At 73.1% G+C, this 15,512-nt stretch carries 11 protein-coding genes, 1 tRNA gene and 1 pseudogene; 4 read left to right on the top strand and 9 right to left on the bottom strand.

Annotation, left to right across the window (positions count from 1 at the left end; all coding sequences use genetic code 11):
* Positions 1-75: 75 nt before the first annotated feature.
* A complete protein-coding gene (locus OG700_RS25770) occupies positions 76-1,830 on the bottom strand; it encodes an ankyrin repeat domain-containing protein (RefSeq protein ID WP_405617429.1) in 1,755 nt (584 codons plus the stop codon).
* 176 nt (positions 1,831-2,006) lie between these two features.
* Here OG700_RS25770 and OG700_RS25765 point away from each other — a divergent pair.
* Positions 2,007-2,078: transfer RNA gene (locus OG700_RS25765), tRNA-Cys, on the top strand.
* A 111-nt stretch (positions 2,079-2,189) separates the two neighbouring features.
* On the opposite strand, the gene OG700_RS25760 is transcribed toward OG700_RS25765, so the two are convergent.
* The 7 genes and pseudogenes from OG700_RS25760 to OG700_RS25730 all read right to left on the bottom strand — a co-directional run.
* A complete protein-coding gene (locus OG700_RS25760; protein ID WP_405621975.1) occupies positions 2,190-4,499 on the bottom strand; it encodes a xanthine dehydrogenase family protein molybdopterin-binding subunit in 2,310 nt (769 codons plus the stop codon).
* A 5-nt stretch (positions 4,500-4,504) separates the two neighbouring features.
* Positions 4,505-6,082, bottom strand: a complete 1,578-nt coding sequence (locus tag OG700_RS25755) for a 2Fe-2S iron-sulfur cluster-binding protein (RefSeq protein WP_405617427.1) — start codon at positions 6,080-6,082, stop codon at positions 4,505-4,507.
* Positions 6,079-6,975 carry an FAD binding domain-containing protein gene (locus tag OG700_RS25750; RefSeq protein ID WP_383643955.1) on the bottom strand — a complete coding sequence of 299 codons (897 nt, stop codon included), beginning with the start codon at positions 6,973-6,975 and terminating at the stop codon, positions 6,079-6,081. Before OG700_RS25750 ends, OG700_RS25755 begins: the two co-directional genes overlap by 4 nt.
* Before the next feature lie 318 nt (positions 6,976-7,293).
* Positions 7,294-8,940: a beta-N-acetylhexosaminidase gene (locus OG700_RS25745; RefSeq protein WP_405617425.1), complete on the bottom strand. Its 1,647-nt coding sequence runs from the start codon at positions 8,938-8,940 to the stop codon at positions 7,294-7,296.
* Between the two features lie 317 nt (positions 8,941-9,257).
* Complete coding sequence (locus OG700_RS25740) at positions 9,258-9,563, bottom strand: DUF3039 domain-containing protein (RefSeq protein WP_405617423.1); 306 nt, start codon at positions 9,561-9,563, stop codon at positions 9,258-9,260.
* Between the two features lie 58 nt (positions 9,564-9,621).
* Positions 9,622-10,422, bottom strand: a complete 801-nt coding sequence (locus OG700_RS25735) for an ABC transporter permease (RefSeq protein ID WP_405617421.1) — start codon at positions 10,420-10,422, stop codon at positions 9,622-9,624.
* A gap of 56 nt (positions 10,423-10,478) precedes the next feature.
* Positions 10,479-11,135: pseudogene (locus OG700_RS25730) on the bottom strand (ABC transporter ATP-binding protein); the annotation flags it as partial.
* A gap of 114 nt (positions 11,136-11,249) precedes the next feature.
* Here OG700_RS25730 and OG700_RS25725 point away from each other — a divergent pair.
* Positions 11,250-12,545, top strand: coding sequence for a sensor histidine kinase (locus tag OG700_RS25725; protein WP_405617419.1), 1,296 nt, complete (start codon positions 11,250-11,252; stop codon positions 12,543-12,545).
* Positions 12,542-13,309 (top strand): response regulator, encoded by a 768-nt coding sequence (locus tag OG700_RS25720; RefSeq protein WP_405617417.1) that lies wholly within the window; start codon positions 12,542-12,544, stop codon positions 13,307-13,309. The genes OG700_RS25725 and OG700_RS25720 overlap by 4 nt, the downstream gene beginning before the upstream one ends.
* Here OG700_RS25720 and OG700_RS25715 read toward each other — a convergent pair.
* Positions 13,282-13,842: a YqgE/AlgH family protein gene (locus tag OG700_RS25715; protein WP_405617415.1), complete on the bottom strand. Its 561-nt coding sequence runs from the start codon at positions 13,840-13,842 to the stop codon at positions 13,282-13,284. The genes OG700_RS25720 and OG700_RS25715 overlap by 28 nt on opposite strands.
* Positions 13,843-14,127: 285 nt before the next feature.
* Between OG700_RS25715 and murA the strand changes: the two genes are divergently transcribed.
* A complete protein-coding gene (gene murA / locus OG700_RS25710; protein WP_405617413.1) occupies positions 14,128-15,468 on the top strand; it encodes a UDP-N-acetylglucosamine 1-carboxyvinyltransferase in 1,341 nt (446 codons plus the stop codon).
* The last annotated feature ends 44 nt before the right edge of the window (positions 15,469-15,512 follow it).

Here is a 15,512-nt window from a genome sequence, read left to right as displayed (position 1 = left end):
CCCTGTCGCTGGTCGCGGCCGTCCTGGTCCGTTCGTCGTACGCCCGGGGCGGGCCGTTCGCACGCGGCGGCACGCTCAGGCGGACTGCCACAGGAACGCGACCCGGTCGGGGTGCTCCGGGCACCGCAGGACGTACGCGGCGCCGTTGTCGCCCCAGCGGTGTGCCGGACCGGAGTTGATCTGCAACAGCATCCCGTCCATGAGGTGGTCGCCCTGCGGGCACCGCGGGTACTCGGGATCCTGCACCCAGTTCGGCCAGCCGCCGAGCTTGTGGCCCTGGCGGTTGAGTTCGAACAGGACGTCCTTCTCCTCGGTCGGCAGCTCCGACTCCTGGGCCTCCCGGTAGGGATAGTCCTTGACCGCCGGTCCCCAGCCCATGACGGGCAGCAGGGGCAGCACGCGAGCACCGTCCGGAGCGGCGGTGACGGTGGCCGTGCCGGCCGTGTCGATGATCCGTACCCGGCGCTCGTCGTGGGACGTCCGGTGGGGGTTGCAGGCGGTGCAGAAGAACACCTGCAACAGGCCCGGTCCGAACCTCGCGCGTGCCGTCGGCGGTATGCGGGCGAGGTCGACCTGGGCGAAGAAGGTCAGCGGCGCTTCGCAGTCGCCGCACACGGGCCACGCCTCACCCGCGCGCAGCACCGGAAGCCCGCCGAACCGCGACAGGCCGGCCGCCGTCTCGTCGGGGCGGCCCAACTCGGGGGCCCAGGAGCCGCGCGCCCGGTCCGCGAGCCGCTTGCGCAGCGCGCGGACGATCGCCGCGTGCGAGCGCACCCGCCTGCGCGCGACCGCGCCCGCGGCCTGGAGCAGCTGGACGGCTTCTTGGTTGCCCGTGGAGCGCGCGGCGCCGAGGGCGTCCTGACCCTGCCTGTCCCGCGCCTGGAGGTCGGCCCCGGCGGTGATCAGCGCGCGTACGGCCGCGACGGACCTCTGCTGGGCGGCGAACACGATCGGTGGCGCTCCGTCGTAGTCGTCGGGAGCGTCGATGTCGAGACCGGCCCCGATCACCAGCGGCACGGCCTCCGGGAGTCCGAAATAGAGGGAGTTGCGAAACGCGGACATGAGAGCGTCCGGCCCGGCCCCGCCGTACTCCAAGATCGCCGCGACGACCGGGAGTTGCCGTCCCCGCACGGCGGTGTCCAGCGCGCGGGCGCGCGTGAAGGAATCCTGCGACGGCAGCAACTCCCGCACCCGCGCGGCGAACCCACGTGCCGCCGCCTGGTCGAGATCGAGGTCGTCGGGCGAGAGCACCTCGGCGCCTCGCTCCCGCAGCAGATCGATGATCGCCGCGTCCCCGAGGTCGAGGGCGACATCGAGCGGGCGGTGGGGCGCCGGCGTCAGGAGGTTCGGGTCGGCGCCCGCGTCCAGCAACACGGCGACCGACTCGGCCGAGCCACCACGAATCGCTCCGAAGAGGGGAAGCCGGCACGTGTCCGGTTCGCGGGGGTCCTCCGCCCACGCGTTCGGGTCGGCGCCGCCGTCGAGCAGCAGCCGCAGGCTCTCCGTATCGCCTGCCGCCGCCACCCGCCACAGCGGGAAGGCGGCGGTGTCCGTGCGCGCGGGCGCACCGGCGGCGAGCAGGACACGGACGAAGGGGGCGGCGCCGTGGGGGCGGTCCGCCGCCTGGGCCAGTGCGATGCCCAGGTTGCCCTGTGCGTCGTAGTTCCGCGTCCGTTGTGCCGTGGCCAGCAGGCTCAGCAGGGCGTCGAGGGCGCCGAGCTCCTGTCCCGCCGCCGCCTTGATCACCGCCTGTCCGATCTTGAAGGGGGTGTTGGCAAGCTCCGCCAACTCATCGCCACCGACGGGCTGTTCGGCATTATTGATCTTCATGGCACGTCACGATAGGTCACCCCGATCACGGCCTGACCCCGGCCCGCGCGGTGATGAACGGTGTGTGGCAGTCGTGTTGCGGGGTGGACGATTCGCTTGAGGCCGTGCTGTCGCGGCCCTACGGTCGAGTCACCGACACGGCGCCGGTGAGGGTATCGGCGGCCGGCGGTACGCACGGCCGTGTGCCCGAGTGGTTCAGGGGCTCGACTGCAAATCGAGTTACGTGGGTTCGATTCCCGCCACGGCCTCTTAAGAAGGCTTCTCAGCAGGCTTCCTCTTCAGGAGGAAGCCTGCTTTCTCACGAGCGCCCCCGACCGCCCGGCCCCGCCCTTCCGCGTAGACCCCTCACGTGCCCGCCCTCACGCGCCCGCCGTCACCACCGCCGACTGCGGCCTGATCGGCAGCCGGTTGACCGGCCGGCCCGTCGCCGCGCGTACCGCCGCCGCGACCGCCGCCGGGGACGTCACGACCGGCGCCGCGCTCACCGGCTTCGCGCCGAACGGGGCCACCACGTCGCGCTCCTCGACCAGTTTGACGATCCGGATGTCCGCCGCGTCCAGGGACGTCGGCAGCGCGTAGCCGGTGAGGTCGGGACGGCGTACCAGACCGCGGGTCGTACGGAGGTTCTCCGTCAGGGCCGTACCGATGCCCTGGGTGACGCCCGCCTCGATACGGGTCGCGAGCTGCGCCGGGTTGAGGACCCGGCCGACGTCCTGTGCGACGGCCATCTCCACGACGCGGATCGAGCCGAGTTCGATGTCGACGTCCACGACCGCGCGGATCGCGCAGAAGGCGAGGCCGACGAACGCGTCGCCCTGGCCTGAGTCGTCCAGCGGTTCGGTGGGGTGCGGGCGGCACTGGGCGGTGGCCCACAGTTCCTTGCCGTCCATGGCCTCGGTGACGGTGGTCGACAGCACACCGTCGTAGGAGGTGATCTTTCCGTCGGTGATCTGGAGCAGTTCGGTCGACATGCCGAACTGGTGCGCCAGCGGCTGGAGGAGCTGCTTGCGGACCATCTTCGCCGCGCGTTCGACCGCGCCGCCGGAGACCCAGGTGTGGCGGCCGTGCGTGGCGGGGCCGGCCGGGGGCTGGTCGGTGTCGACCGAGGCGACGTGGACTTCCTCGATGCCCAGCGTCTCCTGGACGATCTGGCGGGCGAGGGTGGAGAAGCCCTGTCCGGTCTCGACGGCCGCGCAGATGACCGTGGCGACGCCGTCGTGGACCTTGACGGTGGCCGTGGAGACCTCGTCGGCGCCCTCCGCGCCGAGCATGTGGACCATGCCGAGCGCGTAGCCGACGCCTCGGCGTACGGCGCCTGGTTCGCCCGCTCCCTCCGGGCCGCCCGGCAGCAGCCAGGACGACTCGGGGATGTCCTTGGGCAGCGCGGGCAGTGGGAAGTCCCGTACGGCGCGCAGCAGTTCGGCCACGGGCGCCGGGCAGGTCACCGTCTGCCCGGTGGGCAGGATGTCTCCGGTCGCCAGCGCGTTGCGCAGGCGCAGTTCGGCCGGGTCGATGCCGAGCTTGGTCGCCAGCTTGTCCATCTGGCCCTCGTACGCGGCGCAGACCTGCATCGCGCCCTCGCCCCGGACGTGGCCGGACGGCGGGTTGTTGGTGCGTACGGCCCAGCCTTCGATGAAGGCGTGCGGGACGATGTACGGGCCGCAGGCGAACGCCACGGCCGCCGCCAGCGATTCGGACGAGGCGTCCGCGTAGGCGCCCGCGTCGAGCAGGATCTGTGCCTCGACCTTGACGAGCCGGCCCTCGCTGTCCGCGTGGTGGCGGTAGCGCAGCAGCGTCGGGTGCCGGTGGGCGTGCCCGAGGAAGGACTCCTCGCGGGTCGCGGCCAGTTTCACCGGGCAGCCGGTCCGCAGGGCGAGCAGGCCGAGCGGGATCTGGAAGCCGGGGTCCTCGCGGTCGCCGGTGGCGCCGGGGACACCGGTGACGACGACCTTCACCTGGTCGGGGTCGAGGCCGAAGCAGGCGGCGGCCAGATCGCGGTCGGTGTGCGGGTCGGTGGAGCCGGTGTAGATCTCCACGCCGCCGTCGGGTCGCGGTACGGCGAGTCCGGCCTCGGCGCCGATGGGCGCCGGGTCCTGGCGGCCGATGCGGTACAGGCCCTCGACGACCACGTCGCCGGTCAGGTCGGGGTCGCCGTAGCGCAGCGGGATGTGGCGGATCAGATTGCCGTCGGGGTGCAGCGGCTCCGCCTCGAAGGCCTTCTCCGGGTCGGTGACGGGATCCAGGATCTCGTACTCGACGGCGATGGCGGCGGCGGCGAGGCGGGCGGTGTCGGGGTGGTCGGCCGCGACGGCGGCGATGGCCTCGCCGTGGTGGCGTACGACCTCGGAGGCGAAGACGGGGCGGTCGGCGACGAGCCGTCCGTAGGAGGGGTCGCCGAGGACGTCGAGATGGGTCACCACGGCCCGTACGCCCGGCATTTCGGCCGCCGCGGCCGTGTCGATCGACAGGATCCGGGCGTGCGGGTGCGGTGAGCGCAGCAGCGCGGCCCACAGCAGGCCCTCGGCCCAGAGGTCGGCGGCGTACGGGAAGGTGCCCTCGGTCTTGGCGCGGGCGTCGGCCGGGGGGAGCGAGGCGCCCAGACCCAGCGCGGGCGGCTCCTGCCGGGGGCCGTCGAGCGCCTGGGTCTCGGTGGCCGCGTCGTTGCTCACGCCGCTCACGCCTTGCCTCCGTCGTGCGGGTCGAGAGGTGTGCCGGGGTGGGCGCCGCCGGTGCCCGGCGGTGCCTGGTGGGGGATGCGGGCCTCGTCGGCGGCCTCGGCGCTCGCCGCGCGTTCGGCGACGACCTCGCCGACGGCGTCGAGCACGCCCCGGTATCCGGAGCAGCGGCAGAGGTTGCCGCACAGCGCCTGGCGGGTCTCCAGTTCGCTGGGGTCGTGGTTGCCTTCGAGGAGGTCGTGGACGGTCATGGCCATGCCGGGAATGCAGAAGCCGCACTGCACGGCGCCGCAGTTGGCCAGCGCGCGCTGGACGTCGGACGGTTCGCCGTCGGAGGCCAGGCCCTCGACCGTACGGACCTCGGAACCGGCCGCGGTGGCCGCGGGGACCAGGCAGGAGGCGACGAGCCGGCCGTCGACCTGGACGTTGCAGGCGCCGCATTCACCCTGCGAGCAGCCGTCCTTGGCGCCGGCGAGGCCGAGGCGTTCGCGCAGGACGTAGAGCAGGGACTCGCCGATCCAGGCGTCGGTGACGGGGCGGTCGCCGCCGTTGACGCGCAGGACGTAGGAGTTGGCGGGGTGTTCGGCGCTGTCGTTGCTGCTGGTGAGGGGGGCGGGTTCGGGCTCGGGCGCCGTCGCCGTCGCCGGTTCGGGCGCCGTCGCCGGCTCCGCTTCCGGTACGGCGCCGGGCGCGGCTTCCGCTTCCGGTGCGGCTGCCCCGGATTCCGCTTCCGCTTCCCGCTCCGCTTCCGCCTCCGGCGCGGCGTCCGCCTCCGGCAGCGCGGTCGCTTCGGCGGTCACCTCGGTGCCGGGCCGTGCCTCCGCGTCCGGCCCCGCCTCGTAGGCGGGCGCCACCGCCATGTCGGTCACGGCCTCCGGCGGCGGCTCGGGCGCCTGTTCCGCCACGGGCTCCGGGACCGGTTCCGGTTCGGTCGCCCACGGTGCGCGTGCGCCGCCCGGAAGGGTGGCGGGCGGAGCCCCGCCCGACCACTGCGAGGTGGTGGGCATGGAGGTGGTGAACTCGCCCGATTCGTCGGGAAGATCGTCCGTGACGACCGGGATCACCCACTGCCCGGCGGGCTGCGACATGGCCGGGGGCCCCTGCTCCGCACGGGCGTCGGCGACAGCTGCGGCCTGGGCCGCGTCGGCGAAGGACCACTGCCCGGTCGCCTGCGGGCCGTGCGGCGCGTCCGGGCCGACGGCCCCGCGCGGGTCGTACGCGTGCGGGTGCCCCTGGCCGTGTGCCTGCCCGTGCCCCGGCCCGTAGCCGTACGGATCGGGCTGCGCCTGCGGCGTGTGCGGCGCCCACTGTCCGGCGCCCGCCGAACCCGTGGGTCCCACGCCGCCGTCCGGCTGCCGCTGGTCGATCGTCGGGGGTACGTAGCCGTGCCCGCGTGCCGCCAGCGGCGCGTCCGCCCGGTCCTCGGGCGGCAGTTGGACGAAGGCGGTCGACTCGCCGTCGTACTCGCCGCCCTGCGGGATCGGCTGCCACGCGCCACGCTCCCGCGCGGCTCCCTGGGCGTGTTCGCGCGGACGCCCCTCCGGATTCCCGGAGTTCTCGTTCTCGTCGGTGGTCACGGCAGCGCCCTCCCCAGTGCTCGTCGAGCCAGCGTGGCGACGGTACGCCTCAAGTGCAGTACGGCGGGCGGCAGAGCGGGCGGCTCGCTCCCGTCCGCCGCCGGAGCCGGGTCGGGGATGCAGGCCGCGGCGACGTACTCCCCGAAGGCGGCCAGCGCCTCGGGCGCCAGTCCCCGGTCCGCGTCCCAGTCGATCAGCGAGGCGATCCAGCGTTCGGCCTCCAGCGGGCGCAGCGGCATCGGCGCGATCGCGCCGACCGCGCAGCGCACCCCGCGGCGCGCCGGGTCGAGCACGACGGCGACGGACGCGGTGGCCCGGCCGGGGCCGGTGCGGCCGGTGGCCTTGAGGTAGACCTGCGGGGCGTGCAGCAGTGGAACCCGTACGAAACCGATGAGTTCGGCGGGCGCCAGCATCTCGCGGCCCGCCAGCAGGTGCGAGACGGGGATCTCCCGGCGCGCGCCGCCGGGGCCCGCGACGACGAGGTCCGCCTCCAGGGCCGCCAGCACGGGCAGTGAGTCGCCGGTGGGGGCCGCGCTGGCGATGTTCCCGCCGAGCGTGCCCGCGTTACGGATCTGGGGCGGGCCCGCGGCGCGTGAGGACGCGGCCAGCGCGGGGATGAGGGCGGCGAAGTCGGGCCGCCCCATGCGCGCGTGGGTGAGTCCGGTGCCCAGCAGGGCGTGTCCGTCCTGGTAGTGCCAGCCGCGCAGTTCGCTGATCCGGCCGAGGCCGACCAGTCCCGCCGGTCTGAGCAGGCCCTTGTTGACGGCGGCCATCAGATCGGTGCCACCCGCGACGGGCACGGCGGCAGGCATGGCGCTCAGTGCCGCCACGGCCTCGTCGAGCGAGGCCGGCAGCGTCACGGACTGCGCCGTCTGCGGTGCGTGCGTGGTCAACCCAGCTGCCCCTTCCCGGTGTCCCGGCTGTCCGCCTGTGTTGGCCGTACCGTACGTGCTCACAGGTCGGACGAGGCAACTCTGGCACATCTTCCGGGCCTACCGGTCCGAGGGTCCACGAAGGACACATCTGCCCCTGAACGAGGGGAAGGTCCTTTTTCGCGCCTCTTCGCCGACACATGCGGAATGCCGTTATTCGGCGCTTCTTGTACGGCATATCCGTACGGAGGGCACCGATCGACGGGTTCGCGGGTCACTGGGGTCACTGGGGTCGCAGTCCCAGGAGAACGTGCGCGGGGCACACGCCCCGGCGCGGGCTCACACGTTCGGGGGCGCTCCCTCGATCGGGCGTCCGAGACTGGCGGAGTCGCCGTTCGGCCCCGGGCGCTTCTGCCAGGGCAACGGGCCGCCGGGCGGCCGATAATCGACCCCGAGGGCGTCAAGGCGCTTGTAGTGCGCGGTCATTCGGCGTTCGAAATCGGTGAAGTCACGGTCCGCCGACGCGGGCAGGGCGGACCAGGCGACCTCGGCGAAGGCGGCGAGGCGCGGGAAGAGCTGGTAGTCGACGCGGGAACGGTCCTGCATCACCTCGGTCCACACATTGGCCTGGGTGCCCAGGACATGGGCGGCCTCGGCGTCGGTCAGCTCCGCCGGTACGGGCTCGAAGCGGTAGACGTCCTGAAGCGTGCGGACGTAGCCGATGGGCATCGGCTCGTCGTCGCCCGCCGCCTGACGGTGGTCCAGATACACCTGCTGCTCGGGGCACATGACGACGTCGTGGCCGGCCTTGGCCGCCGCGATCCCGCCGGCGTACCCGCGCCAGGAGGAGACGGCGGCGCCGGGCGCCAGCCCGCCCTCCAGGATCTCGTCCCAGCCGATGAGGCGCCGGCCGCGCGCCGAGAGCCAGCTGTCGAAGTGCCGGATGAACCAGGACTGGAGCTCGTCCTCGTCGGCCAGGCCGAGTTCACGGATCCGGTCCTGGGCGGTGGGCGAGAGCTTCCACTGGTCCTTGGGGCACTCGTCGCCGCCGATGTGGATGAACGGCGAGGTGGCGGCGGGGAAGAGGTCGAGCAGCTCCTCGAAGACGCCTTCGAAGAAGCGCAGGGTGTTGTCGGTGGGGGCGAGCACGTTCGGGTTGACGCCCCAGGTGTCCCAGACGTCCAGCGCCGCGGTGTCGATGACGTCGGTGTTGCCCAGCTCCGGGTACGCGGCGATGGCCGCCTGCGAGTGGCCCGGGATGTCGATCTCGGGGACGACGGAGATGTGCCGCTCGGCGGCGTACGCGACGATCTCGCGGATGTCGTCCTGGGTGTAGTAACCGCCGTGCGGCTTCTCCTCCCAGATGTCCGAGAACCGGTGGCCGTACTTGGTCCGGGACCGCCACGCGCCGACCTCGGTCAGCTTGGGGTGACGCTTGATCTGGACACGCCAGCCCTGGTCGTCGGTGAGGTGGAAGTGGAAGACGTTGAGCTTGTGCGCGGCCATCAGGTCCAGGAAGCGCAGGACGCCGTCCTTGGGCATGAAGTGCCGTGACACGTCGAGCATGACGCCGCGCCAGCCGAAGCGGGGCCGGTCCTCGATGACCTGACGGGGGATCTCCTGCCGTACGCCGGGCGACACGGGTGCGCGGCGGAAGGCCTTGGGGCCGAGGAGCTGACGGAGCGTCTGGGCGCCCCAGAAGACGCCTGCCGCGCTGCCGCCGTGGATCTCCGCGCCCCACTCGGCGGTGATGTCCAGCCGGTACTCCTCGGGGGCCATGGACTCGTCGATACGCAGCGACACGGCGTTGCTGCCGCCGGCCGGGCCGGGGGCGAGCGGGAGCCCCAGGGCCGCCCCGATGGTGGCGCGCAGCCAGCGCTCGGTGCCCTCGGTCCCGGGCGCCGCCCAGAGTGTGGTGGCCGAGTCGGGGACGAAGCCGCCGCTCTGCGGGCCTTCGACACTGGCAGGCGCCGGGATCAGGTCCATCACGTCAGTCCTCAGTCCTCGTTCGGCCGGTCGGCTGGCATATGCCGGAGTCAATGGGGCGTGGAACGTCCAGGCTGGACACTAGGCCCGTCCCGGACGAACGGACAAGTGGTCTCGACCAATCGGTGATCAGGCACACGTGTACGCCCCACCCTTCCGCGTACCCCTCGCCTACCCCGCTCGCGCCCCCGCGAACGCGAACTGCCCCGGGGCGCGTGTGAACGCGCCCCGGGGCAGTTGAGCCCGTCCGGCGACCGGGAGAAGAGCCGGGTGAAGAGCGGGTCCAGGCCCTGTCCGGCCCTAGGCCCTGTCCGGCCCTAGCTCTTGCCCTTGCCGCTCTTGTCCTTGCCACCCTTGTCCTTGTCCCCGCCGGGGCCCATGGACTCGTAGATCTCCTTGCACATCGGGCAGACCGGATACTTCTTGGGGTCGCGCCCCGGTACCCAGACCTTCCCGCACAGTGCCACCACCGGAGTGCCGTCGAGGGCACTCGCCATGATCTTGTCCTTCTGGACGTAATGGGCGAAGCGCTCGTGGTCGCCGTCGCCGTGCGACACCTTCGGTGTCGGCTCCACGAGGGTGCCCGTACCTGCCCCGCGCTCGGGCTCGTCAAGAGTGCTCATAGCCGCCAAGGGTACCCACGCCCGCGGCACTCCCGTGGCACTCCGGGGCGCCGCCCGCTCACGCATCGCGCCGACGCAGCATCACCAGCCCTCCGCAGAGCGCCGCGGCCGTCCACAGCAGCAGCACGCCGAGGGCGCCCCAGACGCTCACGTCGAACCTGCTGTCGGGAAGGACCCGCATGATCTGGACCCCGGCGACATTGGGCAGATACCGCGCCACGGTGCCGACGCCGGGCAGATTCGCAAGAATGTCCGAGACGATGAAGAACAGCGGGACGAGGATGCCGAGCGCCAGCACCGTACTGCGCAGCATCATCGCCACACCGGCGGAAATCAGACACAGCAGCGTCAGATAGACGGCGAGCCCGACAATCGCGCGCAGCGCGCCCGGGTCGCCGAGCGCCGCGTTCTGCCGCTCCCCTATCGCCGTCTGCGCGACGGCGAAGGTGAGGAAGGCGGTGGGCAGCGTCACCGCGAAGGCCGTCACGGCGACGGCGGTGAGCTTCGCCGCGCCGAAGACGACCCGGTGCGGTACGGCGGTGAGCGAGGCCCGGACCGTCCCGGTCGTGTACTCGGCGCCCACCGCGAGCACCCCGAAGCACACCAGCGCGAGCTGCGCGATGCTCGTGCCGGCGAAGCCGTAACCGACCGCGTCCCACTCGGGCTTGGCCCCGAAGTCGGCGTAATTGCCCCTGATCACCGAGCCGTAGAGGAGCCCCATGCCGACCGAGAGGACCACGACGGCTGCCAGGTTCCACCAGGTGGAGCGCAGCGTACGGAGCTTGAGCCCCTCGGCCGAGAGCACGTCCAGGAAGTGGCGCGCCAGATCGCGGCCGGCCCCGTCGCGTACCGCGCTCATCGCACACCGCCCGACGTCAGCCGCATGAACGCCTCTTCCAGCGAGCCGGCCGGACCCGCGTGGGTGCGGACGATGTCGGCCACGCCGCCCTCCGCGAGGAGCCTGCCGCGCCCGATGACCACTACGTGGTCGACGGTCAGCGCCGCCTCACTCATCAGGTGCGAGGAGACCAGCACGGTCCGCCCCTCGGCGGCCAGCTCCCGCATCAGGGTCCGGATCCAGACAATGCCCTCGGGGTCGAGCCCGTTGACCGGCTCGTCCAGCAGCAGCACACCCGGATCGCCGAGCAGCGCGGCGGCGATCCCCAGCCGCTGCCCCATGCCCAGCGAGAACGTCTTCACACGGCGGCCGGCGACGCCGTCGAGACCGGTCCGGCCGATCACCTCGTCCACGCGGCTGTCCGGAATGCGGTTGGTCCTGGCGAGACAGCGCAGATGGGCGCGGGCGGTCCGCCCGCCGTGCACGGAGGAGGCTTCGAGCAGCGCGCCCACGGTGCGCAGCGGATCGCGCAGCCGTCCGTAGGGCTTCCCGGCGATCAGGGCGTGGCCGCGGGTGGGGCGGTCGAGGGCCAGCAGCATGCGCAGGGTGGTGGACTTGCCGGCGCCGTTGGGGCCGAGGAAGCCCGTCACGCGGCCCGGTTCGACGGTGAAGGACAGCGCGTCGACGGCGGTCGTCGAGCCGTAGCGTTTGGTCAGGTCAGACACTTCGATCATGCGCCGTACGGTCCCGCCCGCGCCCCGGTGCGCGCATCGGGCCGGGGGCGGAGCGCCGCCGTCTCCCTCTCGGGAGGGAGGCGGCGGCCCGCCCGCCACCTCTACCGTCGGAGCATGACCGTCGACAGCCGCGCACACGCGGTGTTCGGGCGCCGCGTCCCCGCGTTCCTGGGACGTGACGTCGCCGCCGAGCGTGCCGTCCTGGGGCGCGACGCGCTCATGGTTCTCGGGTACGCGCTGCTGCTCACCGCCACCGGCAGCCCCGACGCCCCGGTGCCGGGCGGTACGGACGGGACGGCGGCCGGTGGCCGGGAGGTGCCGCTGTGGCTCCAGCTGTCGCTGATGGCCGCCGCGACGCTCCCGGTGGCGCTGCGCCGGCTCGCCCCGCTGCCCGTCTTCTGCTGGGTGACCGGGGTGTCCGCAGTCGCCGTGGCCTGCGACGCCCTGTGGGACCCGTTCCTGCCCGCCGCGTTCGCGCTCTACGCGGTCACCGTCACCCGCGAGGGCCGCCGCTGGTGGGAGCGCTGGCTGCCCGGCCTGGCGATCCTCCTGCTGACCGTCGCGGCTCTCTTCGCTCCGGCGGACGTGGCGGACACGTACTGGTGGTCGGCGGGCCCCGGCCAACTGCTGCTCGGCTTCGCCGCGCTGCTGGCCGCCGGGGAGCTGGGCCGGGTCGTCCGGGAGCGGCGCGCCCTGGTCCTGCGGACCGGGCAGCAGATGGCGCAGCGCGCCGTCACCGAGGAGCGGCTGCGGATCGCCAGGGAGCTGCACGACGTCGTGACGCACTCGATGGGCCTGATCGTGGTCAAGGCGAGCGTGGCCAACCATGTCGTACGGACCCGGCCCGAGGAGGCGCACGACGCGCTGCGGATCATCGAGGCCACCGGCCGCGGCGCGCTCACCGAGATGCGGCACATGCTCGGCGTGCTGCGCTCGGACACCACCGGCGAGCGCCTGCCGGCCGCCCTCGGCCCGGCCCCGGGCCCCGGCGCGCTGCCCGAACTGGCGCGCCGCGCGGGCGCGGAGCTGACCGCCGAAGGGCTCGACGGGCTGCCGGAGGGCGCGGGGCTCGCCGTCCACCGGATCGTGCAGGAGGCGCTGACGAACGTGCTGCGGCACGCGGGCCCCGAGGTGCCCTGCCGGGTGCGGGTGACGGCCGTGGACGGCGTGCTCCGTATCGAGGTCGTGAACGACGGGCCGCCGGTCGAGTACGTGGAACGCCACCCGCGCGAGGCCCGACAGCCCGGCGGCCACGGCCTGGTGGGCATGCGCGAGCGCGTCGCGCTGTACGGCGGCACGTTCACGGCCGGGCCCCGGGACACCGGCGGCTTCGCGGTACGGGCGACCCTTCCGTACGCCCAGGCGCCCCCCGGCGCGCCCGCCGGCGTGCGCCCGGAGACCGCCCGGTGATCCGGGTGCTGGTCGCCGACGACCAGGCCCTGCTGCGCGGCAGCCTGCGGCTGCTCGTGGACGCCGAGCCGGGGATGGTCGCCGCCGGGGAGGCGGCGGACGGCGCGCAGGCGGTACGGCTGACCGCCGAGACCCGCCCCGACGTGGTGCTGATGGATGTGCGGATGCCGGGCACGGACGGGATCGAGGCGACCCGCCTGCTCTGCGCCCCGCGCGACGCCACACCGGACGCCGGGCCTCGGGCGTCACCCGCCCACGTCCCGCGTGTGCTGATCCTCACCATGTTCGACCTGGACGAGTACGTGTACGGCGCGCTGCGCGCGGGCGCCAGCGGCTTCCTGCTCAAGGACGCCCCGCCCGCCGAACTGCTGGCCGCGATCCGGGTGGTGGCGGCCGGCGAGGCGCTGATCGCCCCGGCGGTGACGCGCCGGCTGATCGCCGAGTTCGCGCGCAGACCCGGCCCGGCGCGCCGCGACAGCGCGGGGCTGGACGGGGTCACCGACCGCGAGCGGGAGGTGCTGGAACTGGTCGCACGCGGTCTGACGAACACCGAGATCGCCCGGCGCCTGTTCGTCGGCCTGTCGACGGTGAAGACCCATGTGAGCCATCTGCTCACCAAGTTCGGGGCGCGGGACCGGGCGCAGCTGGTGATCGTGGCGTACGAGACGGGCCTGGTCACCGCCGGTTTCGCGGCCCCCGGTGGTCACCCGCCCGCCGACGGCCCCCGCGCGGCGGGTCAGTTGAGCGACGGATCGTCCGGGTAGGTGGCCACCATGGCGAGTTCACTGCGCTGTCGGCGCAGCACCGCGCGCCACAGGCTCTCCGGGCGCGGCGACGACACGTCGCCGGGCTCCGACTCGACCACGTACCAGGCGCCTTCGGTCAGTTCGTTCTCCAGCTGGCCGGGCCCCCAGCCGGCGTATCCGGCGAAGATCCGCAGCGAGCCGAGCGCCCGCGCGAGCAGTTCGGGCGGCGTCTCCAGATCGACCAGGCCGATCGCGCCGTGCACCCGCCGCCAGCCGAGCGGCCCCTCGTCACCGGGGATGACGGCGAGGCCGAGCGCCGAGTCGAGCGAGACCGGGCCGCCCTGGAAGACGACGCCGGGGTCCCCGGCCAGCTCGCCCCAGGACTCCAGGATGTCGCCGACGTCCACGGGGGTCGGCCGGTTGAGGACCACGCCGAGGGAGCCCTCCTCGTCGTGGTCGAGCAGGAGTACCACCGCGCGGTCGAAGTTGGGATCCGCCAGGGCCGGAGTCGCGACGAGCAGCCGCCCTGTGAGCGAGGACACCTCGGTCATGCGAGACATGATCCCGCACATTGGCCTTCCGCGGGGCCCGCGCGGCAGAGTGTGCGTGATGGCAGCTCAGGCGCACGGCGGCACGGAGGGCGCAAGGACGCGCCGTGACTCGGAACGAAGTGAACAGAAAGAGAAAGGTGACTCACCGCAAGGGGTGGCGAACAGAAAGTGTTCCGCCACCTTCGATACGGCTCCAGGGCGTCCGACGCCTCACGGGACAGGGGTGCGAGCCCCTTACCCTTTTGCTTTGGCCCCCTGTCCGACGACTCCCGGAACGCGAGATTCATGACCGGCTCAGACGATGTAATGCTTGTCCACGGCGGAACCCCGCTGGAGGGCGAGATCCGCGTCCGCGGCGCGAAGAACCTGGTGCCGAAGGCCATGGTCGCCGCCCTGCTCGGCAGCGGGCCCAGCAGACTGCGCAACGTGCCCGACATCCGTGACGTACGGGTCGTCAGGGGGCTGCTCCAGCTGCACGGTGTGACCGTGCGCCCCGGCGAGGAACCGGGCGAGCTGATCCTCGACCCGTCGCACGTCGAGAGCGCGAACGTCGCCGACATCGACGCCCACGCGGGCTCGTCGCGCATCCCGATCCTGTTCTGCGGCCCGCTGCTGCACCGCCTCGGCCACGCCTTCATCCCGGGGCTCGGCGGCTGCGACATCGGCGGCCGGCCCATCGACTTCCACTTCGAGGTGCTGCGCCAGTTCGGCGCGACGATCGAGAAGCGCGCGGACGGGCAGTATCTGGAGGCCCCGCAGCGGCTGCGCGGCACGAAGATCCGGCTGCCCTACCCCTCGGTCGGCTCGACGGAGCAGGTGCTGCTGACGGCCGTTCTGGCCGAAGGCGTCACCGAGTTGTCGAACGCCGCCGTGGAGCCGGAGATCGAGGATCTGATCTGCGTGCTCCAGAAGATGGGCGCGATCATCTCGATGGACACCGACCGGACGATCCGGATCACCGGTGTCGACTCGCTCGGCGGCTACAACCACCGCGCCCTGCCGGACCGCCTGGAGGCCGCCTCCTGGGCGTCGGCCGCGCTGGCGACCGAAGGCAACATCTACGTGCGCGGCGCGCAGCAGCGGTCGATGATGACGTTCCTGAACACCTTCCGCCGGGTCGGCGGCGCGTTCGAGATCGACGACAAGGGCATCCGCTTCTGGCACCCGGGCGGCCCGCTGAACGCGATCGCCCTGGAGACCGACGTACACCCCGGTTTCCAGACCGACTGGCAGCAGCCGCTGGTGGTGGCGCTGACACAGGCGGCGGGCCTGTCCATCGTCCACGAGACGGTGTACGAGTCGCGGCTCGGCTTCACCTCGGCGCTCAACCAGATGGGCGCGCACATCCAGTTGTACCGGGAGTGCCTGGGCGGCTCGGACTGCCGCTTCGGCCAGCGCAACTTCCTGCACTCGGCGGTCGTGTCGGGCCCCACGAGGCTCCAGGGCGCCGATCTGGTCATTCCCGACCTGCGCGGCGGTTTCTCGTATCTGATCGCGGCGCTGGCGGCGCAGGGCACCTCGCGGGTGCACGGCATCGACCTGATCAACCGCGGTTACGAGAACTTCATGGAGAAGCTGGTCGAGCTGGGCGCGAAGGTCGAACTGCCGGGCGGCTCCGTCGTCTGACGCCGTCGGGGCGCCGTCGGGCGTCGGGCGCGGCCCGCGCCCGG

Source organism: Streptomyces sp. NBC_01508 (assembly GCF_045040315.1).
Classification (GTDB): Bacteria; Actinomycetota; Actinomycetes; order Streptomycetales; family Streptomycetaceae; genus Streptomyces.
Note: the sequence above shows the minus strand (reverse complement) of the source record. Positions and strands in the feature narration are given on the sequence as shown.

Coding starts and splice junctions, on each gene's coding strand:
- OG700_RS25770 (WP_405617429.1), bottom strand. CDS start 1,830: ATGAAGATCAATAATGCCGAACAGCCCGTCGGTGGCGATGAGTTGGCG.
- OG700_RS25745 (WP_405617425.1), bottom strand. CDS start 8,940: ATGGACCTGATCCCGGCGCCTGCCAGTGTCGAAGGCCCGCAGAGCGGC.
- OG700_RS25740 (WP_405617423.1), bottom strand. CDS start 9,563: ATGAGCACTCTTGACGAGCCCGAGCGCGGGGCAGGTACGGGCACCCTC.
- OG700_RS25735 (WP_405617421.1), bottom strand. CDS start 10,422: ATGAGCGCGGTACGCGACGGGGCCGGCCGCGATCTGGCGCGCCACTTC.
- OG700_RS25725 (WP_405617419.1), top strand. CDS start 11,250: ATGACCGTCGACAGCCGCGCACACGCGGTGTTCGGGCGCCGCGTCCCC.
- OG700_RS25715 (WP_405617415.1), bottom strand. CDS start 13,842: ATGACCGAGGTGTCCTCGCTCACAGGGCGGCTGCTCGTCGCGACTCCG.
- murA (WP_405617413.1), top strand. CDS start 14,128: ATGACCGGCTCAGACGATGTAATGCTTGTCCACGGCGGAACCCCGCTG.